At 46.6% G+C, this 26,133-nt stretch carries 24 protein-coding genes; 5 read left to right on the top strand and 19 right to left on the bottom strand.

All coding sequences use genetic code 11. The features are described 5' to 3' along the window. Nucleotides 1-429 precede the first annotated feature (429 nt). The 10 genes from TREAZ_RS16150 to TREAZ_RS18300 form a co-directional block, all read right to left on the bottom strand. A complete protein-coding gene (locus TREAZ_RS16150) occupies nt 430-2,592 on the bottom strand; it encodes a response regulator (RefSeq protein ID WP_015712973.1) in 2,163 nt (720 codons plus the stop codon). A gap of 5 nt (nt 2,593-2,597) precedes the next feature. Continuing rightward, nucleotides 2,598-4,019 (bottom strand): amidophosphoribosyltransferase, encoded by a 1,422-nt coding sequence (gene purF, locus TREAZ_RS16145; RefSeq protein ID WP_015712972.1) that lies wholly within the window; start codon nt 4,017-4,019, stop codon nt 2,598-2,600. Then, a complete protein-coding gene (purC, locus tag TREAZ_RS16140; RefSeq protein WP_015712971.1) occupies nt 3,994-4,713 on the bottom strand; it encodes a phosphoribosylaminoimidazolesuccinocarboxamide synthase in 720 nt (239 codons plus the stop codon). The genes purF and purC overlap by 26 nt, the downstream gene beginning before the upstream one ends. Then, nucleotides 4,710-5,189 (bottom strand): 5-(carboxyamino)imidazole ribonucleotide mutase, encoded by a 480-nt coding sequence (purE, locus tag TREAZ_RS16135; RefSeq protein ID WP_015712970.1) that lies wholly within the window; start codon nt 5,187-5,189, stop codon nt 4,710-4,712. The genes purC and purE overlap by 4 nt, the downstream gene beginning before the upstream one ends. A 23-nt stretch (nt 5,190-5,212) precedes the next feature. After that, complete coding sequence (locus tag TREAZ_RS16130) at nt 5,213-6,049, bottom strand: 4Fe-4S binding protein (protein ID WP_015712969.1); 837 nt, start codon at nt 6,047-6,049, stop codon at nt 5,213-5,215. 17 nt (nt 6,050-6,066) lie between these two features. Then, nucleotides 6,067-7,491, bottom strand: a complete 1,425-nt coding sequence (locus TREAZ_RS16125) for a tagaturonate epimerase family protein (RefSeq protein ID WP_015712968.1) — start codon at nt 7,489-7,491, stop codon at nt 6,067-6,069. 9 nt (nt 7,492-7,500) lie between these two features. Next, complete coding sequence (locus tag TREAZ_RS16120) at nt 7,501-9,705, bottom strand: pyruvate formate lyase family protein (protein ID WP_015712967.1); 2,205 nt, start codon at nt 9,703-9,705, stop codon at nt 7,501-7,503. Further along, nucleotides 9,693-10,595, bottom strand: coding sequence for a glycyl-radical enzyme activating protein (locus tag TREAZ_RS16115; RefSeq protein WP_015712966.1), 903 nt, complete (start codon nt 10,593-10,595; stop codon nt 9,693-9,695). Before TREAZ_RS16115 ends, TREAZ_RS16120 begins: the two co-directional genes overlap by 13 nt. A gap of 22 nt (nt 10,596-10,617) precedes the next feature. Continuing rightward, on the bottom strand, nt 10,618-13,134 hold the full coding sequence (locus TREAZ_RS16110) for a glycoside hydrolase family 2 protein (RefSeq protein ID WP_015712965.1): 2,517 nt from the start codon (nt 13,132-13,134) through the stop codon (nt 10,618-10,620). Between the two features lie 218 nt (nt 13,135-13,352). Further along, on the bottom strand, nt 13,353-13,778 hold the full coding sequence (locus TREAZ_RS18300) for an ABC transporter permease subunit (RefSeq protein ID WP_245535132.1): 426 nt from the start codon (nt 13,776-13,778) through the stop codon (nt 13,353-13,355). 234 nt (nt 13,779-14,012) lie between these two features. Between TREAZ_RS18300 and TREAZ_RS16100 the strand changes: the two genes are divergently transcribed. Beyond that, nucleotides 14,013-14,423 (top strand): helix-turn-helix domain-containing protein, encoded by a 411-nt coding sequence (locus TREAZ_RS16100; RefSeq protein WP_148257837.1) that lies wholly within the window; start codon nt 14,013-14,015, stop codon nt 14,421-14,423. A gap of 116 nt (nt 14,424-14,539) precedes the next feature. On the opposite strand, the gene TREAZ_RS16095 is transcribed toward TREAZ_RS16100, so the two are convergent. The 3 genes from TREAZ_RS16095 to TREAZ_RS16085 are packed head-to-tail and all read right to left on the bottom strand — an operon-like array spanning nt 14,540 to nt 15,868. Continuing rightward, entirely contained in the window at nt 14,540-15,385 is an 846-nt protein-coding gene (locus TREAZ_RS16095) for a sugar phosphate isomerase/epimerase family protein (protein WP_015712962.1), read from the bottom strand. A 43-nt stretch (nt 15,386-15,428) separates the two neighbouring features. After that, entirely contained in the window at nt 15,429-15,674 is a 246-nt protein-coding gene (locus TREAZ_RS16090) for a uroporphyrinogen decarboxylase family protein (RefSeq protein ID WP_015712961.1), read from the bottom strand. Beyond that, nucleotides 15,671-15,868 (bottom strand): hypothetical protein, encoded by a 198-nt coding sequence (locus TREAZ_RS16085; protein WP_148257836.1) that lies wholly within the window; start codon nt 15,866-15,868, stop codon nt 15,671-15,673. Before TREAZ_RS16085 ends, TREAZ_RS16090 begins: the two co-directional genes overlap by 4 nt. Before the next feature lie 96 nt (nt 15,869-15,964). Between TREAZ_RS16085 and TREAZ_RS16080 the strand changes: the two genes are divergently transcribed. From TREAZ_RS16080 to TREAZ_RS18660, 4 genes are all read left to right on the top strand, one after another. Beyond that, nucleotides 15,965-17,098: a uroporphyrinogen decarboxylase family protein gene (locus tag TREAZ_RS16080; protein WP_015712959.1), complete on the top strand. Its 1,134-nt coding sequence runs from the start codon at nt 15,965-15,967 to the stop codon at nt 17,096-17,098. Then, complete coding sequence (locus TREAZ_RS18555) at nt 17,067-17,534, top strand: hypothetical protein (protein ID WP_245535053.1); 468 nt, start codon at nt 17,067-17,069, stop codon at nt 17,532-17,534. The genes TREAZ_RS16080 and TREAZ_RS18555 overlap by 32 nt, the downstream gene beginning before the upstream one ends. Continuing rightward, nucleotides 17,513-17,899 carry a type II toxin-antitoxin system VapC family toxin gene (locus tag TREAZ_RS16070; protein ID WP_015712957.1) on the top strand — a complete coding sequence of 129 codons (387 nt, stop codon included), beginning with the start codon at nt 17,513-17,515 and terminating at the stop codon, nt 17,897-17,899. Before TREAZ_RS18555 ends, TREAZ_RS16070 begins: the two co-directional genes overlap by 22 nt. A gap of 136 nt (nt 17,900-18,035) precedes the next feature. After that, entirely contained in the window at nt 18,036-18,161 is a 126-nt protein-coding gene (locus TREAZ_RS18660; RefSeq protein WP_280990955.1) for a hypothetical protein, read from the top strand. A gap of 32 nt (nt 18,162-18,193) precedes the next feature. Here the strand turns inward: TREAZ_RS18660 and TREAZ_RS17580 are convergent, their stop codons facing one another. The 6 genes from TREAZ_RS17580 to TREAZ_RS16040 form a co-directional block, all read right to left on the bottom strand. Then, entirely contained in the window at nt 18,194-18,964 is a 771-nt protein-coding gene (locus TREAZ_RS17580) for a response regulator (RefSeq protein ID WP_015712956.1), read from the bottom strand. A gap of 10 nt (nt 18,965-18,974) precedes the next feature. After that, a complete protein-coding gene (locus TREAZ_RS18655) occupies nt 18,975-19,871 on the bottom strand; it encodes a carbohydrate ABC transporter permease (protein ID WP_015712955.1) in 897 nt (298 codons plus the stop codon). A gap of 13 nt (nt 19,872-19,884) precedes the next feature. Then, nucleotides 19,885-20,817, bottom strand: coding sequence for an ABC transporter permease (locus tag TREAZ_RS16055; protein ID WP_201764777.1), 933 nt, complete (start codon nt 20,815-20,817; stop codon nt 19,885-19,887). 26 nt (nt 20,818-20,843) lie between these two features. Continuing rightward, complete coding sequence (locus tag TREAZ_RS16050) at nt 20,844-22,373, bottom strand: extracellular solute-binding protein (RefSeq protein ID WP_043923158.1); 1,530 nt, start codon at nt 22,371-22,373, stop codon at nt 20,844-20,846. 103 nt (nt 22,374-22,476) lie between these two features. Further along, entirely contained in the window at nt 22,477-24,486 is a 2,010-nt protein-coding gene (locus tag TREAZ_RS16045) for an alpha-galactosidase (protein ID WP_015712952.1), read from the bottom strand. A gap of 90 nt (nt 24,487-24,576) precedes the next feature. Next, entirely contained in the window at nt 24,577-26,133 is a 1,557-nt protein-coding gene (locus TREAZ_RS16040) for a sensor histidine kinase (protein ID WP_015712951.1), read from the bottom strand.

The raw sequence follows: 26,133 nt of genomic DNA, 5'->3' as shown, positions 1-26,133 counted from the left end.
GGTACTATCCGCCTGAGAAACGGGGAAAAGAAGCAATCATGATACATGACCATTGGAAAGCCTATTACAGTTATAAAAACAGAGTACACGGTTTATGCAATGGCCATCATATACGGGAACTGACTTTGGCCTAGGAGGAAGGACAAAAGTGGGCAGAGCCGATGATAGATTTTCTGGTGGCAGGGATTTGCGCATGGTAAAAGTACAGCAGAAGATCTCCGGATGTTTTCGTTCATAGGAAGGAGCAAAAATATTTTGTCGTATCTGAAGTTATTTATCTACCTGTGCCAAGCATACTGTTTTCTGCCGCAGATGCATTGAACTTACTGTTTGATGATAAGCTACCGGAGTTCGTCGGAATTGTTGCCTTAGAGGGTTGAATGGTTACAAAAAAATAATAAAGAAATGACTGCAAATTGAAATCGTTCTTTACTTCAGACTGTATTCAGGCTCTTTCGCCAGGTATTGGCGCAGTTTTTCCAGCACCTCTTTAAAATCCAGTGGCTTGCCCACGTGGTCGTTCATGCCTGCGGCAAGGCAGTTTTCAATATCCTCACGGAAAACATTCGCCGTCATAGCGATTATGGGGATTTTTTTTGCACGGGGAATATCCAGGGCGCGGATGCGGCGCGTGGCTTCATAACCGTCCATCTCCGGCATTTGCACGTCCATGAAAATCATGTCGTAGCGGTCTGGTGTTTCGGTGAACATTCGCAGCGCTTCGGCGCCGTTTTCCGCGGAGTCGATTTGCAGTTCCGTGGGTTCCAGCAGGGCAAGGACAATTTCCCTGTTAATTTCCACATCTTCAGCCAACAGCACGTGATAAGCTTTAAAGTGCTCTGCATCACCTGAATCCTGCTCCGAAAGGGTATTACCGGCGCCGAGACATTCGTTGATGTAATCTGTGATAGAGGAGAGGAACAGAGGCTTGGGCAGGAATTTGTCCACCCCGGCGGCCTTTGCCTCGCCTTCAATCGATACCCATTCTGCTGCGGAAATCATGATAATGACGGAATGATTCTCTTCCTTCTGTTCTTGTATACGGCGAGAAAATTCTATTCCGTCCATTCCGGGCATTTTCCAGTCTACAAAATAAATGTCATAGGGGCCGTTCTGCTTTACCAATGCACAGGCATCTTCGCCGCTGGCAGCAATGTCCCATGTGATGCCGAGCCGGCTCGCAATATCGCCGAAGTATTCCCGGATTTCAGGCGCATCGTCCACCGCGAGGATGCGGATATTCTTCCAGTTAACGCCCGGCCGCAGGAGGCTCGCAGGTTTTGAATCGCCCCGCTTGGTCTGTACGGTGAAGGCAAAAGTGGAACCTTTACCCGGCTCTGATTCAATCCAGATTGATCCGCCCATCATCTCAACTATGCGCTTCGAGATGGCAAGGCCAAGCCCTGTTCCGCCGAATTTGCGGGAGGTACTGCTCTCGGCCTGCTGGAAGGAACTGAACAGCCGCGACTGCTGTTCCTTGTTTATACCGATGCCTGTGTCTGTCACCTCGACCTGTATGGTACAGACGCCGGGCAGATCCGGGGGACTGCCTTCTTCCTTCACAAGGTGTGCGTCGAGATGGATGCTGCCTTCTTCGGGTGTGAATTTGACCGAGTTGGAGAGCAGGTTTGTGATAACCTGTGCTATCCGTTGATCGTCGCCGATCAGGTTCTGCGGGATATTCTTGTCGATGCGGATGGTGAAATTTTGATGTTTCTCCTCCACCCGAAAGTTGATGACATTGACCACTTTTTGCAGCATTTTTTCAAAATCAAATTCAGCGTAGGATAGCTCTAGCTTGTTGGCCTCGATTTTTGACATATCCAATATGTCATTGATAATACCGAGCAGATGGGTGGATGCATTTTCGATTTTGCCAAAAGCGTAATCTTTTCTGTCAATGTCGGTAGCGGACTTGCCGATGGAAGTCATACCGATAATGGCGTTCATCGGTGTGCGTATTTCGTGGCTCATGTTCGCAAGAAATTCCGACTTGGACTTGGATGCGATTTCTGCATCTTGCTGGGCTTTTATGTATATTTGGGTCTGGTATTTGATAAGCAAGCAGAAGGCAAGGCTGGAAGCAACAAAGGACACCACAATGTCAGTATATAACATAGTTTCCGACATAATCGGCGCTACAGGCAGCAAGCCGGTATACTGGATTAAAAAACAGGCAGTGCAGACAACAATATAAAGGGAAATCATAAAATAGAATTCTTTACCGTTCAGCACGCAGGCAATAACAGCCGTGCCCAAAAGAAAATATGCCAGCATGCCGCTGCGGATCCCCCCGCCGGAGAAAAAATTAAGGGGGAAGAAGACATCGCAAATAAGAAACACCACCACCAGTCCTGCAAATTTGTACTTTTGCGTTTTGTTTACAAGGAACAGCATCAGACATGTGCCGACTACCAGGGAAAAGGTGGCCACCATGGAGATGAGCGAGGAGGCCTGCAAAACTGTTGATATAAAACCTACAACGCTGCTCACGATGCCAAGAAGCATGGCTACGTTGAACATTCGTGCGTTTATCGGTATCTCATTGGAGAATACCATCCGGATAATTGCATTTCTGGCTTTCTTGAACATATCTATCAGCACCCGTCTCCCGCTTCGCCTGGAACCGGAATGGGGTATTCGCCGGTGAAGCAGCCGAGGCAATAGCCGCCCTGGCCGTCCAGGGCTTCGAGGAGGCCCTCGACGGAAATAAAGGCAAGGCTGTCGGCGCCCAGGGAACGGCAGAGTTCACTGACGCTGTTGCCGTTGCTGATGAGGTCCTTGCGGTGGGGGGTGTCGATGCCAAAATAACAGGGACAGCGCACCGGCGGGGAACATACGCGGATATGCACTTCTTTTGCGCCTGCGCCTTTCAATATTGCTACCAGACGGCGGCTTGTGGTGCCCCGCACTATGGAATCGTCTATGATCACCACACGCTTGTCTTTGACTTCACTGGCAATGACATTGTGTTTTACGGACACTGCTTTTTCCCGCTGGATTTGATTGGGGGAGATGAAGGTACGGCCCACATATTTGCTTTTAACAATGCCCAGGCCGTAGGGTGTTTTGGTGGCCCTGCCGTAGCCTATGGCGGCGGGTATGCCGGAATCGGGGACGCCTATGACTAAATCCGCCGCGACCGCAGATTCCCTGCCGAGGATTTCTCCGGCTCTTATGCGTGCGCCGTAAACATCAACCTTGTCGATGATGCTGTCGGGGCGGGCAAAGTAAACATATTCAAAGGAGCAGACCGCCCGGCGGGTTTTTTCGCTGAACGAGAAGGTGAGTACCTGATCTTTGCCTATGATCACCACTTCGCCGGGTTCGATGTCGCGGACAAATTTGCCGCCTATAGCGTCAATTGCGCAGGACTCGCTTGCGAGTATCCATCCGCCGTCGAGCTGGCCCAGGCAGAGGGGCCGTATGCCGTTGGGGTCTCTCGCACCTACAAGGACTTCGTCGGTGAGCACAGCCAGGGCGTAAGAACCTTTGATGAACTGTATGGTGTCGGTTAAAGCCCGCTCAAGGCCTTTTTTATAATTTTTGGCAATGAGGTTGACGATTACTTCGCTGTCGCTTGAGGAAGTAAAACCTATGCCTGCGTCCTCAAGAAGTTCCCGCACCACGTTGGCATTGGTGAGAGTACCGTTGTGGGCTACTGCAATGGAACCGAGCTTGAAGCGGCTCACAAAAGGCTGGGCGTTATCAATAGTGCTGGAACCCATGGTGGAGTAACGTACATGACCTACCGCAGACGACCCCTTTATCTGTTCGAGAATTTCAGGCGTAAAGACATCGCTTACAAGGCCCATGCCCTTGCGGTATTCTATGGCCTTGTCTTTGGTTGCGGCTATGCCGGCGCTCTCCTGTCCCCGGTGTTGGAGGGAGAGGAGACCGTAGTAGACCAGGGACGCTGCATCCCGGCTGGGGTCGTTGAGATAGACGCCGAAGACCCCGCATTCTTCATGAAGCTTGTCGTCAGTAATAATATCATCCAATACGGTTGAGGATTTCAATGTAAGCTTCCTTTACGTTACCCAAATCCCGGCGGAACCTGTCCTTGTCGAGTTTTTCGTTGGTTTTGGCGTCCCAGAAGCGGCAGGTGTCGGGGGAGATTTCGTCCGCCAACACTATTTTGCCATCGGGGGTTTTGCCAAATTCAAGTTTAAAGTCGATGAGCTTGATACCTCTTTTGAGGAAGAAGGCGGACAGGATATCGTTTATCTTAAAGGTGATTTTTTTTATTTTTTCGATTTCGTCAAAGGTTGAGGCCCCGATGGCAACGGCATGAGAATCGTTGATAAGAGGATCGCCCAAACTATCGTCCTTATAGGAAAGTTCAAAAACTGTGGTCTTGAGTTTGGTTCCTTCTTTGAGTCCCAGACGTTTTGCCATGGAACCGGCGGCAACATTGCGCACGATTACTTCCAGGGGAATGATCTTTACTTTCTTGCAGAGCATATCCCTGTCGTTTAAGTGCGAAACAAAGTGGGTGGGGATTTTTGATTTTTTGAGCAGCTCAAAAAGGCCCGAGGCGATTTTATTGTTCATGACGCCCTTGTCTTCAATCTGGCCTTTTTTTTCACCGTTAAAAGCGGTGGCGTCATCTTTATAATGGATGATTACAAGATCTTTATCGCTGGTAGCGAAAACTTTTTTGGCCTTGCCTTCGTAGAGCTGTTTGCCTTGCTTAATTTCTTTGGCGCTCATAATTCCACTCCTTTATTTTCATTTGCAAAATCAGCTTTCATTTTAATCCGGGCGGCTTCCAGTTTCTTTTTCAATTCAGGATATTTGAGGGCCAGGATCTGGCACGCGAGATGGGCCGCATTGGCGCCGTTGTCTACACCCACGGTTGCTACCGGTATGGGCTTAGGCATCTGCACGATGGAGAGGAGGGCGTCCATACCGCCGAGGCCCCCTGAGGCAATGGGAAGGCCGATAACCGGGATCAGGGTCTGGCTGGCGATGACTCCGGGGAGGTGGGCGGCAAGGCCCGCGCCCGCAATGATCACCTCAACGCCGGAGACTTCAAGTTCTTTTAGGGTTTGGCTCAGAAGTTCAGGAACCCGGTGGGCGGAAAGTATGTGGGCAGTGTATTCGACCCCCATTTCTCGCAGCACATCGGCAGCTTTTTTCATTACCGGTTTGTCTGACTGAGAACCAAAGATAATGGCGGCTTTCATGGTTAAGCCTACCATATTTGGGGCTAGCTAAACAAGGGAAGGGGAATCCCGCTTTCACAGGGTACTGCCACCTGGCATTTGCCGCAGCCGTAGCGGGGAGCGTGTTTTTTCCGGGTGGATTCCACAAAGGCTGAGCAGAGGGGGTGGCTCTTTCCTGTTTCCAGTGAGATTGCTTTTGCGGGACAGTTTCGGACACAGGCCCCGCAGCGGGAACAGTAGTCGTAGACGCCGGTATAGGGCCGCTGATCCGGTTCAAACCGGGCGCTGGTTATAAAGCTGATGTACCGTCCGGCGATTCCCCGGCGGGTGATAAGCCCTTTGGAAAGGCCGAAAGTACCCAGGCCGCAGACATAGGCGGCGTGCCGTTCGGACCAATTGCTGGTATAATAGCCCTGCTCGTTTTTGTCTGCAGTAACCGGGCTGGTCTGGGAAAAGCGGGAATCGATCATGGGAGCGGAGGCGGCAAAGCCCTGACCCTTAAGCAGATCAATGGCATGACGGCAGACAGTGTTCTGAAAGGCTTGCCCCTCGATTCGGGCGTGGAGCCATTCATCGGCGGGCCAATCAGGATTTTTGCGGTTGGCGGCCTTTACCTGTTCGGTAAAGGGAAGAAAGAGGGCGATCACTGTTTCGGCGCTGTCCAGCCATTCTCGGGGAGCCATAAAATGGCTGCCGATAATGCCGGGCTTTTTCAGTTCTGCAAAATACGGATCCCCTGCGGCAGCATATCCGATAAGAGGCTCGTCAAAGATCCGCATTCCCGCCAGATCGGGCCGCAAAGCAGTTTCCCTGGTTATATAATTGCCTGGGCTGGTGTTTATGAGATCCCCCAGGGCCTTTTCAAGATATGCTTTTTCCATACATAGCTCCCCGGATCTTAAGCCTTTTTGACTCCCAGCAATTCCATGTGTTTTCCAATATGTTTTACCAGGGCCGCAGTATAGTCATTCTCCCGATCCCGCCAAAGCTTGTAGAGTTTATCTCTATAGGTAAAAGAGCCGTCCTCGTTTTTTTTGCTCAGGATGAGGCCGTAGGTTATATGGATGAGCTGGCGCACATTATCGTTGGAACGGTCGGGGTTGGCATCAAAAAGTTTGGGCAGGTCAGCGTCGCTGACTTTATCTACGTCGGGAATTTTTTTGAGGTCTGTAGTTACGTGGTAATACTTTTTCGCTTCGTCAAAGGCGGAAAGGGCGTACTTGTGGATCTCCCGGTAGAGTGTGGGATCGGCGGCGGCTATGACCCGTACAGCTTCGAGCCAGTTGGTGCCCGCGGTCTTTACGTGGAAGATGCGGCGGGTTTCCTTGCCTATACCGGGGAAGACGGAGAATTTGTCTGAACCCGAATGTATGCTCAACTTGTATTTGAAGTGGCGGGCAATAATGGCGTGGGCTTTTATCTCTTTGTTGAACTGGGTTAAGTCGCCTATGTAGTCAATGCCCTTCTGGAATTCCCCACAGAAACGGGGGGCTATGGTTGCAAAGGATACTCCCTCGTCTATGAGTTCCCGGGCGACGAAGTAATGCTGCAAGGGGGTAGTGGGCGTAGAAGTTTCGTCGATGGAGATTTCAAAATCGGCCTGGCCTTTTTTGAGAAACTTTTTGTACATATCAACAGCAAAAGTAATAGCTTCGCCGTAGATGGCCGCGATTTTTTTAAGATCAGTTTCGGTAAAACTTAAGACAAGGCCTTCGCCAACATCAAATTGTTTGCCTAAATATTTGTCGCTGTATTTTTTGGGAAGCTCAGGGGCATTCTCGTCAGTGACATCGTTTTTGATATGCTCTGAACAGTCCAGGGTTATCATGGTAAAGCCCAGGGAGAGGGCGTATTTTACGTCTTTGGCAGTCTTGAGGTGATCGCCGTCAGCGCCCCAGGGTTTTTTAAAGCCTTCGCGGAAAACCGCAAAGGTAACAGCGTCAAGGACATCTTCGTAAGTACGGTTTGTGAGGTTGAGTTCCCGTATGGACTGCTGGGCAAATACGGGCCAGGCGTCATATTTTTCAAATACCCTGATGTGCCCCGGAGCGGCAATGCCCAAGCGGTCGCCGACGCCAAAGCTGCGTTCCTGTTTAAGCACCCGGCTGGGAGCGGTAAACGGAAAAAGCTTTCGCAGTATTACTGCGTTTTTGTGATCCAGGGGGATTTTAAATTTGTTTCCCGGGAGTTTGGTTCCCTTGAAGCCTGGGTTTTTACCCTGTACCACAAGGAAGGTTTCATTTCCGTCTGCGGCTAGAAAAACCGTGGAAGCACCTTTCCGGTTGATTGATTTTTCGTAGGCATTGAATCCAAGATAGTCCATATTGATCTCCTATATTGCGTTGTGCTCCGTTCGCAGTATGATCTCGTCCTGTATCTCCGGGGCAAGATTGGTAAAATAATCGCTGTAGCCTGCAACACGTACCATGAGGGTTGCGTATTTTTCCGGGTTCGCTTTGGCGTCCAGAAGGACAGCCTGATCCACCACATTGAACTGGATTTCAAAACAATCCTGATCCATGAAGTACTTGATAAATTCTACCAGGGCTCTTTTGCCTTCCGCTGACGCCGCGAAGGATTGGGAAAACCTGAAGTTGGTCGCTATGCCGCCTATGCCGTAACTTTGATCCAGCTTGGAGATTGATCTTACCACTCCCAGAGGAGAATTTCTATCCATGCCCTGGGAAGCGCCGAGGTTTTCTGAAAGAGCTTCGCCCTGCTTCCTGCCGTTGGGGGTGGCGGCGGCGATCTTTCCCAGCCTGCCGTGCTGTATCCAGGCGAAGTAGCTGGGGTGGAAGGTAGCGGTTTTTCCAAGGCAGTGGCGGTATTTTGTAAGTTCAGTACGGAGAAAGTCATAAAAGTCCTTGCCTATGGCATCTGCGCTGTCATCATCGTTTCCGAATTTGGCGCAGCGGTTAACAAGGTAAAGCCTCATCCTTTCTTCGTCTTTGAAATTTGTTGCACAAAGACCGGCAAGTTCGTTCAGGGTAAGTTTCTTTTCATCAAAGACAGCGGTTTTGATTGCCGCCATGGAATCTACCAGGGTTACATAGCCGGGGAAACAGGGATAGATAAAGTTATACTTGGCGCCCCCGGCTCCCGCGTCCATACCCAGTTCAATACAATCGTTGATGAGGGCCGATGAAAGCGGTGATGAATGATAGCGTTTCCTCTGGAGTGCATAATAGCAGTCGTCGATCATGGCTTTGCGTATAATTTCCGCCATGACATTTTTTACGGTAGTATAAAAACTGTCAAAATCTTCAAAGTCATCTTCACTAATGATAATATCTTTTGAAAGCCCGCACGCTTCGCCGAAGAGGGGCCGGCCCCTGCCAAGCACATACTCAAGGGCCTTGGTCGGATTAATGTACGGTGTGGCAACCTGTATATTGGAACAGGCAATGGGGGTAATTTCCACACAGGTACTGTGAATATATTCCCGCGCATCAATAGTGTTAACGCCTGCATCCTCAAGACCCTTTCTTACTATGCGGTCGTTAAAGATCGAAGGTTTGGTATAGCCTTTGGAAATTATATCGACGCAGGTATCAAGAAGATGAGGGGGCATATCTTTGGTGTATGCCACCGAAACCGAGGGGTTAATGAGGCCGGTGGTTTCTATTGCGTTAATAAACATTTCGGAGAGTTCATTCCATACAGGACGGTTTTGCCTGTCTACCCCGCCTACCATGAGCGAACCGGGCCAGGTGTCGTAAATTTCATTTTGTTTGCAGTAAAAGTTTACTATCAATTCATAGGCTTCATCGGGTGTAAGGAGGCCCTTTTCAATATCGCTTTTATAAAAGGGATAAAGATAATTATCGGCCCGACCAGCCAGGCTGGTATCGGCCAGGAGGTTGAGACTGAACTGACAGAACCACACGATCTGCAGGGCCTCGTAAAAACCAGTACAGGGTTCGTAAGGGGCCTTTTCAAAATTTTTCGCCATCCTGAGATATTCGGCCTTTTGGACAGAATCGCTTTCTCTGTCAGCGAGGGTCAGAAGTTGGTCGTGGAAACGGCAGGCAAAACGGCAGAGACCTTCCAGGGAAATTTTTGACGATTGGTAGAAAAGGGCTTTTTCAGCGTCATCGGTTTTGCTGTAATCAATGGCGGAGAGTTTTTCTTCAATTTGGGCGAGGATGCTTTTGGCGCCCTTGTTAAGGAGCTTTTCATAGTCCAGCACCCGGTGGCCTGTGGAAGCCTGAGCATAGCCGCTCATGACGCCGCCGTTTTTGATGGCCTCACTGCCTTTTCGGCGCAGTTCTTCCTGTTCTGCTGTCAGCGCCGTATCGTGAGAGAAGCGGCCCGCGAGCAGTTCACCGGGGGTAACTTCGATATTGTAATTGTCAAAAATAGCGCAGTCGATTTTGGCTCTGCGGAGGTTGTGAAACTGTTCTGTCCCTGTTTCAAGATAGGCCTTGGCCGTGAGGTATTCAAGCTCCACGCCATTATTCGGATGATGGCCATTGTCAAAGGCAATAGCCCTGAGTTTATCGATACGTGTTTTTTCCATGATGTTTACGGTTTCCATATAACCTCCGTATCAAGCTTTTCTTCAAGGGTACTTTTCAAATGCCCCATAAATTCCCCGCTTGGGGGTTTAGTGTCCCTGGCGGCAAATTCTCTTCCCAGGGCATCGTACTTCCCTGCGCAGATGTTGTGGAAGGCCAGAAGTTCCACCGGGTGTTTTTGCTCCAGGCTCTGAACAAAGCCGCCAATTTCCAGAACAGCATCTTCAGTATCATTATAGCAGGGAATTATGGGGATACGGAACAGGATCCCGGCCCCGGTCCTGCTGAGGCGGGTCAGATTATCCAGGATCTGCCTATTGCCGGCCCCGGTTCCTTTTTGGTGGAGTTCGTCTGAAAAGGCTTTGATGTCGCAGATGAAAAGATCCGTCAGGGGCAGAGTCTTTTCGAAAGATTCCCAGGGAACATTAGAAGCCGTTTCTATTGCGGTATGAATGTTTTCTTTTTTCAATAAGGCAGAGACAGCGCTTACAAAATCCGCCTGCAGCAAAGGTTCGCCTCCCGAAAAAGTGACGCCCCCGCCGGAATTTGCCAGGAGTTTTTTATCTTTAAGGAGGAGTTCGGCGAGTTCTTCCGCATGGTACTGCCGACCCGCAATACTGAGAGCCCCGGCGTAGCAGACCTTGGCGCAGGCGCTGCAGTTTGTGCAGGCGGGGGTAAAACGGGCAGTTTTTTCGGGGTCGGCATAAGGGCAGACCTCAACGCAAGCCCCGCAGCCTATACAGCGGGAGGGGGTAAACTGCAGCTCAGGGCCTGAATTGAGGGACTCGGGGTTGTGGCACCAATAGCAACGGAGGCTGCATCCCTTCATAAAGACCGTAGTTCGTATCCCCGGCCCGTCATGGATTGAGAAATGCTGGATGTTGAAAATTAAGCCGGTGGCGCTGCCCACCGGCCTATTATAGCAGGGTTTTCTACTTTTTGCCAGGTTTCAAAAATCTCGGTTTGACGCCAGTTTTCTCCAGCTTACCGGCTGCATCCCTGATTGTTACCGTATGTACATCACCGGGGAGCATGTCGAAATACTCGTCGTCAAGGTGAATGTCCGCCGGAAGCCCCAGTGAAACGGCGTGACTGTAACCTGAACTCTGAAGGGTAACCTGGATGTCTTTTCCCTTGGTTTCGAATTTGGTGACTGTTACAGAACTATCAGCAGCAGCATAATTGCGGAACGGTCCTGTCCGCAGGATCGCCAGGGGAGCATCCTTTGCCCGGGCATAAATGACGCCTTTTTTGACATCCCCCTTGGGTTTGGAAAATTCCAGCACAATACCTTTGCTAAAGGCCGGCAGCAGCACAGTCTTTTTAGCTTTGTCAAACTTCCCATCAAAACCGGCGTAACCGTATTCCAGTTCTACGCTTTTCTCTTTTGTCGTATCGTTTATTCCCATGACCCGTACTTTGTCTTTAGCAGCCCGCAGGATAAATTTGGTGGGCTCAAAGGCGCGTTTCACATAATAATAAGAAGGCTTGCGGTCAAGGTAATAATCGATAATAGTCCAACCAACTTCGCCCCAGGTATCGTTGTACATCCAGAAAAGGGAACCGTCATTTTTGGGATAGAAACGGATTGCTTCAAGGGAATAAGAGTACATAAGACCCTGCACGAGCCGTGCGTACTGGAGGTAATCCTTAAGCTCAAGCCCCTCGGGATCGATATAGTGTTTGCGTATCCCCTCGGGAACCGTGGCTTTTTCAAAAGTATTGTTATGGAGGTTCCAGATTTTATCATTGTGAACCATCGGGTTCTTGCCGTAATACTTTTTAATGGTAGCTTCGGAACAGGGACCTATGTATCCGTATTCGGTAACAAAACGGGATGTAACCAGATCGTAAGCTTCCGGTGTTATACGTTTTTCCATATCGGGATTCATGGTACAGTCTCCCCAATGGTGCCGGTCTCCAACTTCGTTGTCATTGGGGTTCTTGCCGCCGTAAGGTGAAGAAGGCCAGTAGGGGATTTCGGGACAGTTTGATCTGATAAGGGATGGGATAAGTTCATTGTAAATGTGAAGGCCGCCTGAGAACCGGTCTTTGGCATCGGCTTTTAAGTAATTTTCGAATATCATGGGATTTTCGTTATTTCCGCACCACAGGGCCAGGGAAGGATGCCGCCTGAGCCGTTTGGTCTGGTAGTCGATTTCTTTTCTGACCAATTCCAGATACCACTCCTGATTATCAGGTACAAGGGTACAGGCAAACATAAAGTCGTGCCAGAGCAGTATACCCATCTCGTCGCAGAGATTGTAGAATTCATCCTGCTCGTAAAGGCCGCCGCCCCAAATACGCAGCATATTAAAGTTACATTCTTTTGCTTCTGCAATCAGGGTACGGTATTTTGCGGAGCTTACCCTGGCGTATATGGAATCTGCGGGAATCCAGTCGCCGCCTTTACAGTAAATGTCAATACCATTGACCCGGACAGCAAAGCGGTGATCGTTGTCGCCGTATTTTTCCAGGTTGAGTTCTACGGTTCTGATGCCGAATTTTACCGGATCGCTTTTAGTTTTTGTTTTAGCAGTTTTAATACTAACTTCGGCGGTGTAAAGGGGCTGGGCTCCTGCACCGCTGGGCCACCACAATTTTGCATCCGGCAGTGTTACCGCGAAATCAACATAATTCGTACCCGACAAAGCCAGGACATTGCGGATTTCGGTATATACCGCTTTCCCTTCAAGCTTGACATCCAGGGTAAGCCAGGCTTCCTGGGTTGATATGGGGAGGAGGCTTTCAAACTCAACCTCGAAACGCAGTTTTGCGTCTTTTTTGGCTTCCATCGTAATGGGCTGTACATGGGTAATTACGGCATCCCCCAGAAAATCTATCCAGGCGTCCTTCATTATCCCTACAGTTCCCACCCGGGGACCCCAGTCCCAGCCGTAAACATACTGGGGCTTGCGGAGGAAGGCCCGAGCCTTTTCTCCCCGGTCTCCTCTGCCGCCGTCATATTCAGTGCAGATGTAATCAGCGAGGTAATCGTAATCACCCTTGGTCACGCCCTCGGGCCCCATACTCAGGCGTACCAGGAGGGAGTTTTTCCCTGCATGAAGGTATTTGGCTATATCCTGAACATAGGGGAAATGGCAGCTCTGATGTGTTCCCACAAGCCTTCCATTGATGAAAATATGAGCAAAAAGATCCAGGCTTTCAATAACAAGCCGCGCGGCGCGGCAGGCAAGATCTTTTTCGGCTACTTCGAAATCACGGCGGTACCACCAGGATTTCCTTTCCATCCATTCACAGGCGTAACTATAATCCGCAACCACCGGGTCCTGTATGACCCCGGCTTTGATAAGGGGCACATGGGCGTCACAGGGCAGGCTGCCCGCATCGATAAAGTCCTTGGCTTCAAGGACATCCAGCGCCTGATTTTCGGTAACCGACAAATCACGGTATAATAATTTCCAGTCTTTTGTAAGTGAAAGTTTCATGGTTTACTCCTATTTTCTGGCAGGCAGCAGAAACCAATGCCAGTATGATAACCAATAATACATGTTTCAATTAAATCTTTATAACACATAATTAATAAATTGGGAAGTGGAAAAGTCCTTGTAACTCCGGTCCGCCAGATCCCGGTGGCAAACATCCATGATGTACTTCCATTGAAATTATTAATCCCCTATAAATACTGCTACAAAACCATCAGCCTTTAATTGCTCCGGACATCATCCCTTGGATTATTTTTTTGGAAAAAAAAATAGATCAATATGGCCGGAAACATCGCTATAACCATGGTTGTCATCATACGGGGGAAGATGATCGTAAACATCGTCATTGAAAACCCTGGGCCATCTATTATTGCCGCCTCTTCAAGTTTCTTGGGAATGGTCCCTATATAGCTTTCTATCAGAAAAATTGCCATGGGAAGTCCAAAAGCCACATTGGGGAAAGCAATGGTAAACCAGTGGTTGGTGAGTCCTGATTTACTGAATAATATGTAGATAGGTATCAATAGCGCATGCATAGGAACCATCATGCCCATCATAAAGAGAGTGTAAATAAATTTACGCCCTCTGAACCTGAACCGTGATATCAGGTATCCTACAATAAAACCAAAAAGAACAATGAATACCAAAGCTATGGCGGTATTTCTCAACCAGAACAGAAATTTCTTGCCTTTGAGCGTAATATTGTACAAAATGTTAGAAGTGGCAATTTTTCTACTCTTTCTGAAGAGATTGATTCTCTTTTCCGGCAGCTTGCCAGCATAAAGCCCGATAAGCTGGTTTTTCAGGAGATATTTCTGGACATCGCCCGGTCTATTCAGGTATTTAGCGATAACACTGAATTTTATATTCGGCTTAAGGAATTGTTTGCCGGTGTCTATACGCCTAATATGATTCGAGATGCGATTTTTTCCATGGTGAACAATGATTATTCAAAATATGGCGCTCAAATAAGGAATGCCCTTAATTTTATCACTAATAATTGCGCTTCTGATCTTTCTCTGGCTGACGTAGCTGCTGCACTTTATATTTCTCCCAGTTACCTTACCCGGCTTCTTAAAAGTAAAACGGGCAAAGGTTTTAATGCATGGCTCCACATTATTCGAATTGAAAAAACCAAAGAGCTGCTGGAAAAATCGGATCTCAGACACTATGAAATTGCAGAACAAGTCGGCTACAATTCTTACAAGATATTCAGTGAATACTTCAGTAAAATCGTGGGGTGCAACGCCCGCAATTATCGGGGAACCATTCGGGGTTGCATGAAATCATAGATATACATGTATGGATTTAGTATACTCTTTTACAAGGCATTCATCAAGGAAAGGGACCCCCTATAGTAAAATTCGAATTTACTCCGAACTATCGCAATATTCAGATTTTTCCAATTTTATTCCCATTTTGTCCAAATCTTGTCCATTGCTGCAGTGGACATTTTGAGGGCATCCTCGAAGGCCATGGTTTTGAATGGCTTGTAGAAAGGTTCCACATAAACGGGGCCGTCATATTTTAAATCCTGCAAGCCTTTCATGAAGTCTCCGATTTTGAGTACACCGGTAGCGCCGGGCAGCTCCCTTTCCAAATCCTGCTGATCCTCCGGCGCAAGACCGGCGGGCGCATCGTTTATGTGAGCCATTACGACCCATTCCTTGCCCGGGATTTTTTTGAAGTCCTTGTAACTCTGGCCTGCCAGATCCCAATGATAAACATCCATAAGGTATCCCATATTGGAGGCCCCGATGGCGTCAAGCAATTCATCCAGGGTTGCCAGATTGTGAATGAATTCATATTTTTTTCCTTTTCGGGAACTTGGGGGGCCTACAAATTCCAGGCCGAAGCGTATACCGTGATTTTCCAGAATTTTTGCGGCCTTTGCAAGCCTTGTCTTGTGAAGCTCAAAATTGCTTTTATAGTCGAGAGTATCACTGGCCGGACTAAGCCAGGTGATGCAGCGCAGAGCTCCTGTTTTTTGGGCGAATTCGCAGCAGGCCGGGAATTTTTTTAAGCCTTCTTCGAATTTTTCTTCCGATTGACGGAATTCGACCGGCAGGCCGAAACCGCCGTTTTTCAATTTGTTTTTTGCAAGAAGATCGTTGAACTGGGCAGGATCTTTTTTCGATTCCTCCACTATATCGATGATGATGCCCCCATAGCCGTATTTCACGGCCAGAGGAATATCTTCCTCTATCTTGCGCCCACCGAATCCAAGCATACCCGACGAAAATCCTTTGTACATTTGATACCCCCGTTAAAATTATAGCATGATTGCTGTCAACTGTTTAATACTTTCCGTAGGTTCTTGCAACCTCTACCAGCTTGAAGATATTTGCCTCCGGTGTATCCCGTCCGCACTGATCGCCGGTGGAAAGGAGAAACCCACCTCCGGCGCCGGCGTCATCAATGGCCTTCCGGGCGGCTTTTTCCACATCTTCCGCGCTCCCCTTAAGCATCACGCTGGTGGTGGGGAGGTTGCCCATAAGGGCTATGCGGCTGCCGTAGAGCTTCTTCACCAGCGCCAGATTCACATCCCCATGGGAGGTTCTTCCAAAGGATTCACGCAGTTGAGTTCGGTTTCGTTGACCAGCATATCCAGAAAAGCCATCCACGTTCCAGCCGTCTCTGTCGAAATATTCCACTGCCTTGCAGTAGGCCTCGAAAAGGGTATACCGTTGGTTATAGTTATCTTGAGCCTTTCCTTTGAACTGAGTCTGTCTTTCATGGCTCCCCCTGAAGCATACATTATACCACTCTCCGGAGAAAAGTCCAGTTGTCTTTTGATATTTGCTGTGCTATTTTATTGCTTTAAGGATAAGCCATGAAAGAAACTCTCACCAGCCGTGAAAGAATCTATAAAGCCCTGAACCATGAGGAAGCGGATCGCTATCCCATTGATTTGGGAATTCATTTTTCTACGGGCATCTCCATATTCGCCTATTACAATCTTCGTAAATATTTGGGCCTATCCCTCGACAGGATACAGCTTGCGGACACCGTGCAGATGCTCGCGAGGGTGGACGATGACATACTCGAAAAGTTCCATTGCGATACAGTGCTCCTCAACCCCCCGTATAAGAAACTCAAGGAATGGAATGCCCGCGATGACTATCGTTTTCTCATTCCTGAACAGTGGACTCCGGAGATTGAAGGTGATTATTTTGTGGTTCGCAGGGGAAGCGAAAAAATGCGTATGCCCCTGGACGGCTTCTTTTTTGACGGCAGCTGGATTCAGGCAAAGGATTATCCTGATGAGGAAAACCTTGAGTATTTCTGCCATGAGGCCGAACGTATCTATCAGGAAACTGACAAATTCACCTGCCTCATGGGAGAGTTCAGCGCCTTTTTTACAGGCCTCGAAATGGCCTGCGATATGCTTACCGACCCCGACAAGGTGATAGCCGAGAACAAGGCCCGCCTGAAAAGCCAAATCGAGAAATTTTTCCGCATCCTCAAATACGGCGGTGAGCATATAGGCTGCATCGAAATCAACGCCGATATGGGAATGCAGTCGGGGCCTTTCTTTTCGCCCGACTGTTTCGAGCAATTTGTCATGCCCTACATGAAAGAATTTAATCACATCGTTCATGAGAATTCAAATATCAAACTGTTCCTTCATTGCTGCGGCAGCATAAAGCCCCTGATCCCGGGTCTCATTGAGGCAGAACTGGACATACTCAACCCGGTGCAGATTTCCGCCTCCGATATGGACCCTGCAGAGCTGAAAGCGAAATTCGGCGGCAAGCTTACTTTCTGGGGCGGAGGCTGCAATACCCAGAATATACTGGGCTTCAAGGATGAAGATACGGTTAGAAAAAACGTAAAAGAATTGAGTACCATCTTCAAACCGGGCGGCGGCTTTGTCTTTAACCAGGTTCACAACATTATGGGGAATGTACCCCCTCAGAACATAGTCGCCATGTTTGACGAGGCTTATAAAAACAGCTTCTATTGATGAATTATCACTTATACATATAGTAGAAAAATGGGACAAACCTGCAAAACAGAGGGAAAAAAGCGCATTTTGTCCGTTACGTACCTATCAGACTCTCTTTTTTCTTGACATTGTATGCAAAACGCATATATTATTGAAATATATGCAGGCAAAGGAGCTTGATATGCCATTATTACAGGTAAGGGATTGTCCACAGGAACTTTATGAAACAATCTCACAAATGGCAGAAATTGAAAACCGGAGCATTTCTCAGCAAACGATAGTCCTCTTGAAAAATGCTTTAAATCTTACGCAGGAAAGAAAATTGCGCCGAAAATCTGTATTGCATAGAATTAAAAAATTAAATCTAAAGGATGTAGATACTTTCCCTGATCCGGAAAAACTAATACGGGAGGATAGGGATAGATTGTTGTATTGGATAGCAATGCCGCAATAGCCATTGTCTTACAACAAGGAAAAGGAATTGATTTCAGTGAAGCGATAGAAAAGTCAGAAAAAGTAGTTAGCTCCGAGTTTTTTAGAATCGAAGTTGCCAATGTTATAAGAAAATACTACAAGGGAAATTTTATAAAGCGGGAACAATGCAGTGAACTGCTGGAAATAGCAGAAGGACTGGTTGACGAATTTATCCCCATAAGGGAAAACAATATAGAAGCCCGTAATGAAGCAATACGATTGGATTATTCCGCTTATGACATGCTCTATTTATCCCTTGCCCGAAGAACGGGGGCAACTTTGTTGACACTCGATCACCCGTTACTTATGCTGGCCAAAAAAGAAGGAATAAGCATCATAGAATGAGTGATCTGCGTTTATAACTTCACTATTAGGGAAATTGATTTTATCACCGAAGGCGATGCCGAATCTGAGGGGAGGGATCGCCTATTACCAAGCAACGGTTCTTGACCCTGATACCCTAAACTGAGAGCTTGAGGCCTTGCGGAAAATTCCCGACAACCATCCTAAATACCTGCTTACCCTGGACGAGTATATGCCCAACGTAAACCATGAGGGGGTTATACAACTTAATACCCTTCAGTGGCTTGCCGGACAGGCGCCTTAAACCCTTATCACCAAATGTATTTCTTTGTCTGTTTATTCTGAATTGCGGAACTCTCCCGGGCTTTTACCGGTGTATTTTTTGAACATCCTGAAAAATTGGCGTTCATTGAAATAGCCGAGGGCTGTTGCTATCTTGCCCATGGTAACATTCCCGTCTTCCTTAAGCATCTGCATGGCCTTCATTAATCTCAGGGATTCCACATATTTGTGAAGCCCTATATTCATTTCCTTGATAAAGAGGGAAGAGATGTAATTAGGGTTGAGTCCGGTAATGTCTCCCAGCCTGGTGATGGAAACATCACCTCCGAGATTGTCATTGATATAATTAATAATTTCCTGCATGTGTTTCGAAAACTTTTGTCTGCCTATTTCAGAATTATAGGCATCATTAAATTGAGCCAATGATGAAATGTCAATAAAGTCTTCAGGAGCAATATGGTAAAGTTCCTTGAAAACTTCCGAGAGTATACGGTTAAGATCATTCTCGTCCACAGGTTTTATCAAATATTCCTTTACACCAAGATGTATTGCCTGTTGAGCATAATTGAAATCGCTATAGCCTGAAAGAACGACAAAGCGGCAAGGGGCGATTTGCAGCGCCTTTTCTATAAATTGAAGCCCTGACATACCAGGCATAGAAATATCAACCAGGATAATATCCGCCGGTTTTTCCTGATATAGCACCAAAGCTTCTTCCTGATTAGTCATGGGAAATATTTCGCAATGTGGCAGATTAAATTTATTGATCATGAAGGAAAGTCCCTTCACAATGTTGGATTCATCATCCAGGATCAATACCCGCATGGATGTTAGTTTACCCCTTTACCGAACCCACTGTAAGGCCGGTGATAAAGTATTTTTGTAAAAAAGGATAAATGATCATTATGGGGAAGGCAGCAATTACCATGGCAGTTACTTGTACGGCCATAGGGGTAAGAACAATATTGGATGTTACGGCCATAATTGATGCTTGAGACCGGGTATTTAAATTGCTTCGGTTAATTACTTCCATCAAAAGATACCCAAGGGTACGGAGATTCTTGTTTTGAACAAAAAATGCCGAATCAAACCAGGAATTCCAGTGCCCCACACCGGTAAAAATAGCAATGGTTGCTAAGAGAGGTTTTGAGAGCGGAAGAATAATTTTGAAAAAAATTGGAATTTCTCCTGCACCGTCAATATGAGCCGATTCATGCAATTCTTTGGGAAGGTTTTGAAAAAATGAAATTGCCACCAGAGCGTAAAACAGGTTCAACGCCGAGGGGACGATGTACACAAGGAAAGAATTAATAAGGTGAAGAGATCTCAAGACCATGTAATAAGGGATAAGACCTCCTGAAAAATACAGGCAGAGTATTGTTATGGTCATATACACTTTGCGACCTACAAGGTTTTCCTGGGCAAGGCCATAGGCCACAACACAGGTAAACAAGGTAGTTACAATGGTACCCAGTAGGGTACGGACAGTGGTTACCCCGATAGCCAAAATCCATTTCTCATCAGTAAGAAAACCTTGGTAGTTACTTAAGGTGAATTTCCGGGGAAAAAAGTAAATGCCCCCATTGGCGGCATCTATCCCTTCATTAAATGAAAGTATTATAGAGAGATAAAAAGGATAAGCGGTTACAAAAAATATAATTCCAAGAAATAAATAGATAACAAAATTAATGATATAGTCTTCTCTGGTTTTTCTTATGGTTCTTTTTCCCATTATTCATACTTCCTTAATAAAGGCTGCTGCCTGTCAGTTTTTTTGACAGCTTGTTGCTCCCAAATACCAACAGTACCGACATTAAGGACTGGATCATGCCAACTGCCGTAGCGTAATCAAAACGTCCCTCACTAAGGCCGACACGAAATACATAAGTCCCGATAATGTCAGAAGTATCCCTGTTACCGGTATTTCCCAGGAGAAAACTCTGATCAAAGTTCCCGTTAAAAAGACCGCCTATATTGAGAATCATCATCACTGTAATTATGGGGAGTATGGCGGGAATGGTAATATTCCAAATCCTTGACATCCTTCCGGCGCCGTCAACAATGGCCGCTTCGTAGAGAGTAGGATCTATGCCGCTAATCGCCGCCAGAAATAAAATAGCCCACCAGCCCATGCTTTTCCAGACATCGGTAATTACTGCCAGAGTCCAGAAAAAATCGGGTCCGCCGAGAAAATTACCGGGCTTTTCAAGGATACCGAGGCCTACAAGTACGCTATTAATCGCACCATTACGGGTATTCAAAAAAATGACGCAAAACCCCGATACAATAACCCATGAAATGAAATAAGGAAGGTAACTGGCGGTCTGTATTACCCGTTTTATTTTGCGGTTGTGTACTTCATTCAGGGCTATTGCAAGAATGATGGGAACGGGAAAACCGAAAATAAGCTTTAACAAACTAATGACCACGGTATTCCGCAAAATTTGCGAGAAATTATATTCATGGAAAAATTCTATAAAATACTTAAACCCCACCCATTCACCGGTAAACATCCCTAACAAGCCGTTCTGGATATGATAGTTTTTAAAAGCGATGATAAGGCCCACCATGGGTATCACGTTAAAGACAAAAAGGTACGCGATACCCACAAAGACAAAAGCCTGCAAGCCCCGCTGGACCCATAAACGTTTCCACCAGGGTTTTTCAGTATTTTTCATACTGTTGTTCATGCTCGAACCTTTATTTATTGATACATGGCACGGTATTTGGGTAATTGGGCATTCACATAAACTTCAAGCTTATCAACCCCTATTGTTTTCGCGTTGCTCATAAGTTCATTGTAATATCTATTAAATTCCGTGTCATTCTCCGCTAGAATACACTTTGTTTCCGTGCTTTTCACCATATCAATGAGTTTATTAAAGATATCCCGTTCGGCGCTTCCCGATTGAGGCATAGCTGCTCCTAACCAGGGACAAATGTAGGCATAGGGCATCATTTTCTGGTACGATTCCAGGTACTCAGGAGGTAAGGCGGCTGCGCGGCCGTCAAATTCGGTAATGGCATCAGCAGAAAAATACCAATTACCATTATATTTTTTATCAAATACCGGAGTATCCGCGTAGGCGTCATTCCATTCTTTACTGAAAACCGGCATATTGTTTGATCCCATAGTCCATTCAATCCCTTCGCGGCCCCAGTTGGCCAATCGTGCCCCTTCCATAGTCCACATAAACTGCATAAATTTAATCGCCGCTTCAGGGTTTTTGGATTTTTTTGTGATAGCTATACCGGCCCATCCGGTACTCACACGGTAATATTTTGATCTTGGACTTAAAATTAACACATTATTCGAATATGCTTTGGGATCCACTCTTTGAGCTTGTACCCCGGAGGTGTAAGGTTCAAAGCCAGACGCACCGGATTTTGAAAAAGTCTGCCCATTGTAGAATAAAGCTTCAGCGTCCGTAGCCGAGAGAGAATAGTTATCAGCAAGCATATAGCCCTTTCTATAAAACTGATTCATGTAGATGAGATAATCTTTGTAGTAGGGGCTGTTGATATGATAGAAAGCCTTACCATTTTCTTCTCCAAAATCAGTATCGGGAACCCCATGTGCGATTTTAAATGGTTGGGTTCCCCAATTGGCAAATGTAAAAGGAATCAGGTTGGGGTATTTTGCCTTTACCGTGGCCATAAGATTAGACCAATCATTTAAAGTATTCAAAGGAGGATTACCCAATACATCCTGTATATCCCCTCTTGTGATCAAAGTCGCCAATTGAAGGCCGTGAGCTTTTTCTTTAAATTCCTGGGGAGTATTAAAATTATTCTTTATAAAATAAAAATTATTATCCCCACTCTGATTATGCAGACGCGCGTTGGCAACAAGCATATTGTCAACTTTCCAATCGGGAGTGTACTGCTGAATTAGTTTATTATAAGCATAGGAGACAGATTCATCAGCAAGACGTTCCAACAAGACATCCGTATAAACCAGATCCGGCAAATCTCCTGATGCAAGCATGAGACCGAGCTGCTGCCCGTCAACCGCTCTAGTAACATTAATATGGACTCCGGTTCTTCGAGTAATCTCTTCAGGAATAATTCCGGTCCACGAATCGGTCGGATACCAGGAAAAGTTTACAAACATTGACAATTCCGTTGTCTTGCTTCCCGCCTGTGCTTGGGAACTGCCTTTTTGCCCTGCAGCATATACCATGGAACCTATTACCAAAGCAAGGGCAGTGATTAATACAATTCGTTTCTTCATTTTTTCCTCCAAATGATAAGTCTGATAATTCACTTTACTATCGGTTAGAGGATCTGTAAAGCGACAGTATTCCAGAAAATACCGACAAATTTACAGAATTTAATTATTCAAAGAATACGATTCTGGCTTCGTTCCTGTCCAGCGAAAAGAACAGCTTTATTCTGCCATCCCCGAGGCGTTCCCATTTGTCGGCGCCGGTGATGATAGGATTCCGCGTCAGCGGCTGAGTTACATAGATCTCATTCACCGATTCACGGGTAAAGACAGCTACAAGTCCTTTTCCGGTTTTACTGTTTATTTTTTCATGGATTTCAGGGCTGGCGCCGTTAAATCCTCTGACCAGAGGATAAGCTTCGGTTACATCTCCGGCAACCTTTTTATACCGGTTGATAGTGGATGCCATCTCCTCAATTTCTTCAGCCGTAAGGGACTGGAGATCTCCCCAAATTCCGTTGCCCCCCAGGCAGAGAGACGCAAGCGCATGTTGCCTGGCCCAGGAAGGACCGTCTGGCAGGAAGTGGGTAAGAAACAGTATTGAAGGAATAATAGTGTCATAGGCCAAGGACTGACGGCATACTTGATTTCTGGCAGCACCGGCAAAGAAAAAGACATTCCAGTTATCCCGGTAGATGGTTTGTCCGTTGGGGATATCTAAATCGTGATAGTAAGGGCCATTATTCATATGGAAAAATTTTCCTGCCGTGAGGAATCCAAGGCCTACATAGCGTCCACCTTCAGTCACATCCAGATCTACAATAGCCCCCGGAAGACGTCTGCTCACTTCGGAAGCGATTCTGGTCAGAGCCAGGCCGCACTGAAAGCGAAAATACCGCTCACGTTCTTCGGGGCTTGATTCAGGGCCGCCATGATGATGGTGATCAGCCGTACAGCCTCCCATATCTACTCCGTCCCATTTGAAGTAACGAACGCCATAGCGCTCTCCCATGCTCACCAGTTTTTCTATAAACCAATCGGCATAGTCTGAAACCAGACACATACCGTAACTCTCTTCGGTTTCCCAAACAGGACCAATATTATGGTCTTCGCCATTAATTTGTTTTCGGTATTCAGGATGCTCCCTGTTTATTTGAGAATTCACCGCAGCGGCGGTGGGATTAAACCAAAGTCCCAGCTTCATTCCATAGCTATCAAGATGAGCACGAATTTCTTTTAAATTATCCGGGAAGCGGTTCGGATCTACCTCCCAATCGCCAGTACTTTTATACCAGCCGCTGTCAAGAACGAATACATCAATACCGATACTGTGAGCCACATCTATGTCTTTCAGCATCTCTTTTGTGCTCATATCCTGGAGGTATTTCCGTCCCCTGAAAGCCCTGTTTCGTTCCTGGTTATTCCAGGTATTGTAAAAAATATACGGCGTCCTGGACGCCGGGCTTTCCGGCATATCGTGAAGTATAAAATTCCGGTATTGCTTGAGCATATCAGCGCTGTTTCCCTTATAAAGGCCAATTTGAAACCAAGGAGTCACATAGGGTTCCCTATCGCTGAAATAGGTTCCATTACAATAGGTACCCTCGCAGCATTCGAGTTTTATTGCATAAGCGCCGGTTTCCTGGTTAACAGTGAAGCCGAGGAAATTATCCGTGTATTCACCACCGTGTTCGTAGGCACAGAGCAGGATGTGATCCTGGTATTCCGCCAGCAGTACCGGACCGGCGAAAGATGTCTTTTCAAGCCATGCAGTTTCGGGCCGTTCCATGATCTGGGGAAGATAGGTATGACGGAGATTAGTATACTGATTAAGCTGCACCTCGGTGATTTTACTCTGGGGAGGGATTTCAAAACAGGTATAGCAGAAAACATCTTTTTTTGTTGGCTTGGTAAGCCGTGCGCCGCTTCCTCCAAGCCGGTACCTGATGCGGACAAACCCCGGATAAAGACGGACTTCCATTTCTGCCTTCGCGGCGCCTGTAAGGCTTAGGGGAAAAAATCCCACCCCCCTTTCGGATATTCTCCCGGTCTTCGAAAGGATATTTTTCCCCGATACCGGAACATCGTCTATTTCAAGACTGGGGAACCCCAGGTTGACGCATTGAGCCCCAACAGAAAAAACTATTCTATTACTGCATTCAAAATATTGATTTTCCATATAACATTCCTCCGTTCATAAAATTATATCATAGCAACAACAGCACCGGGATGACACTATTTCAGAAAACACTGACAAATTTACCGGTTTTCAGGGAGACCCAAGTTTTAAGGTGAAAACAGTACCGGCGCCGGCGGAACTATCTACCTCAATACCATATTCATCACCGTAAAATATTTTTATTCGCTCGTGGACATTGAGGATGCCAATTCCGTGTCTCGTCTCGGGCAGCTCTTCCCCGTCTTTTTCGTGGAAATCCCTGAGAGAAGCCCGCAAACCTTCAAGCTGTTCCGGATTCATTCCGCATCCGTTATCCGCCACCGAGACGGCAACTCCTTTTTTGTTCTTGTCTGCGCTTATTGAAATCATTTTTTTACCAGAATGGAAATCAAAGGCATGTTCCACAGCATTTTCTACAATGGGCTGGAGCAGAAATTTGGGACATCTGAAATTTTTCAACTCATCAGGACATTGAATGGTAAAACTGAGATTATTCCCCATGCGCATAATGCAGAGTTCAAGATAATTCCGACAATTCTCAATCTCTTTAGCTAGAGATGAAACAAGGTTGTTCTGCCTGAGACTATAGCTCATGATCCGGGCCAGTTTGTAAATCAGGCCGGAAGTTTCATCGTCATGCTGCATGAGGGCTATCATTCTGATATTTTCTAGGGAATTGAGGAGGAAATGGGGATTGAGCTGGGCCTGGAGGGCATAATAACGGGCATCACGGCTCCGAAGCTCAGCCCGGTACGCATCGTTGATCAGCCGGAAACTGACGAGTATGACAGAGCTGAGAAGAGCAAACAAAAGAAATACAGGAATCAAAATATCGGGTATGTCCTCTTTTGAAAAGAAAGATATGTCGTTAAAAAAATACAGCACAGCGCCGAATTCTGGCAGTTCAAGTTCCTGTATATGGTTTGACTTTATCTCCCCGGAAAAAATATTAATTCCTTCCCTGCCAAGGATGTATGTTTTTCCGGCTTGCACCATCAAAATCCGCAGGCCGGGTATATCCATATAAAGCATACCGAGTAATTTTGACGCGTTCACGCTGAGTACTACATCCGCCAAAGTGGATGAAAAATCTTTATTGAAAACAGACAGGTAACAATAGAATAGACCGCCACTGTCGATACGGTATTGCCAGAGAGCTTCTTTCAACCCCAAAGGATTGATGATATCCTGTGCGATAAAATTTTTATCCCATTCGTTAATAAAGTAGTAAGGTGGTATACGCCTGGAACGCCTGCTGTAAATAAAAATATCATCAAGTAATTCATTGCTGGACAGCATATACTCGACAAGAGGTCTTATATTGATGTTAAACGAAACAACCCGCTCAGCAACCGACATATTCCAGTCTTCAACATAATCAAGGAAATAATAATTCTGCTGGAACAATTCTATGGAACTCTCAATATCATTAATACGATCTTTGTAAAGTGAAAAACGGTCAGTCACTATTTCTCTATAGTAATTCCGGTATTTGTTGGAAATATTTTTATTGAGCTGAAAATAATAAAACACTGTCCATAGTGAAAGGGGTAAAAGAAAAAAAAGAGCATAAAAGAACCAAAGCCTCTGCATGGTCTTAAGCCGATAAAACCATGCGGGCCCCTTAAAGGCGTGTATTGTTTTCAT

Source organism: Leadbettera azotonutricia ZAS-9, assembly GCF_000214355.1.
GTDB classification, from domain to species: domain Bacteria; phylum Spirochaetota; class Spirochaetia; order Treponematales; family Breznakiellaceae; genus Leadbettera; species Leadbettera azotonutricia.
This window is presented reverse-complemented; position numbering and strand designations above follow the sequence as displayed.

Coding starts and splice junctions, on each gene's coding strand:
- TREAZ_RS18655 (WP_015712955.1), bottom strand. CDS start 19,871: ATGGGAAAAAGAACCATAAGAAAAACCAGAGAAGACTATATCATTAAT.
- TREAZ_RS16110 (WP_015712965.1), bottom strand. CDS start 13,134: ATGAAACTTTCACTTACAAAAGACTGGAAATTATTATACCGTGATTTG.
- TREAZ_RS16085 (WP_148257836.1), bottom strand. CDS start 15,868: ATGAAAGACAGACTCAGTTCAAAGGAAAGGCTCAAGATAACTATAACC.
- TREAZ_RS17580 (WP_015712956.1), bottom strand. CDS start 18,964: ATGCGGGTATTGATCCTGGATGATGAATCCAACATTGTGAAGGGACTT.
- TREAZ_RS16150 (WP_015712973.1), bottom strand. CDS start 2,592: ATGTTCAAGAAAGCCAGAAATGCAATTATCCGGATGGTATTCTCCAAT.
- TREAZ_RS16120 (WP_015712967.1), bottom strand. CDS start 9,705: ATGGAAACCGTAAACATCATGGAAAAAACACGTATCGATAAACTCAGG.
- purC (WP_015712971.1), bottom strand. CDS start 4,713: ATGAGCGCCAAAGAAATTAAGCAAGGCAAACAGCTCTACGAAGGCAAG.
- TREAZ_RS16050 (WP_043923158.1), bottom strand. CDS start 22,373: ATGAAGAAACGAATTGTATTAATCACTGCCCTTGCTTTGGTAATAGGT.
- TREAZ_RS16040 (WP_015712951.1), bottom strand. CDS start 26,133: ATGAAAACAATACACGCCTTTAAGGGGCCCGCATGGTTTTATCGGCTT.
- TREAZ_RS16125 (WP_015712968.1), bottom strand. CDS start 7,491: ATGGACTATCTTGGATTCAATGCCTACGAAAAATCAATCAACCGGAAA.
- TREAZ_RS16080 (WP_015712959.1), top strand. CDS start 15,965: ATGAAAGAAACTCTCACCAGCCGTGAAAGAATCTATAAAGCCCTGAAC.
- TREAZ_RS16095 (WP_015712962.1), bottom strand. CDS start 15,385: ATGTACAAAGGATTTTCGTCGGGTATGCTTGGATTCGGTGGGCGCAAG.
- TREAZ_RS16130 (WP_015712969.1), bottom strand. CDS start 6,049: ATGGAAAAAGCATATCTTGAAAAGGCCCTGGGGGATCTCATAAACACC.
- TREAZ_RS16055 (WP_201764777.1), bottom strand. CDS start 20,817: ATGAAAAATACTGAAAAACCCTGGTGGAAACGTTTATGGGTCCAGCGG.
- purE (WP_015712970.1), bottom strand. CDS start 5,189: ATGAAAGCCGCCATTATCTTTGGTTCTCAGTCAGACAAACCGGTAATG.
- TREAZ_RS16045 (WP_015712952.1), bottom strand. CDS start 24,486: ATGGAAAATCAATATTTTGAATGCAGTAATAGAATAGTTTTTTCTGTT.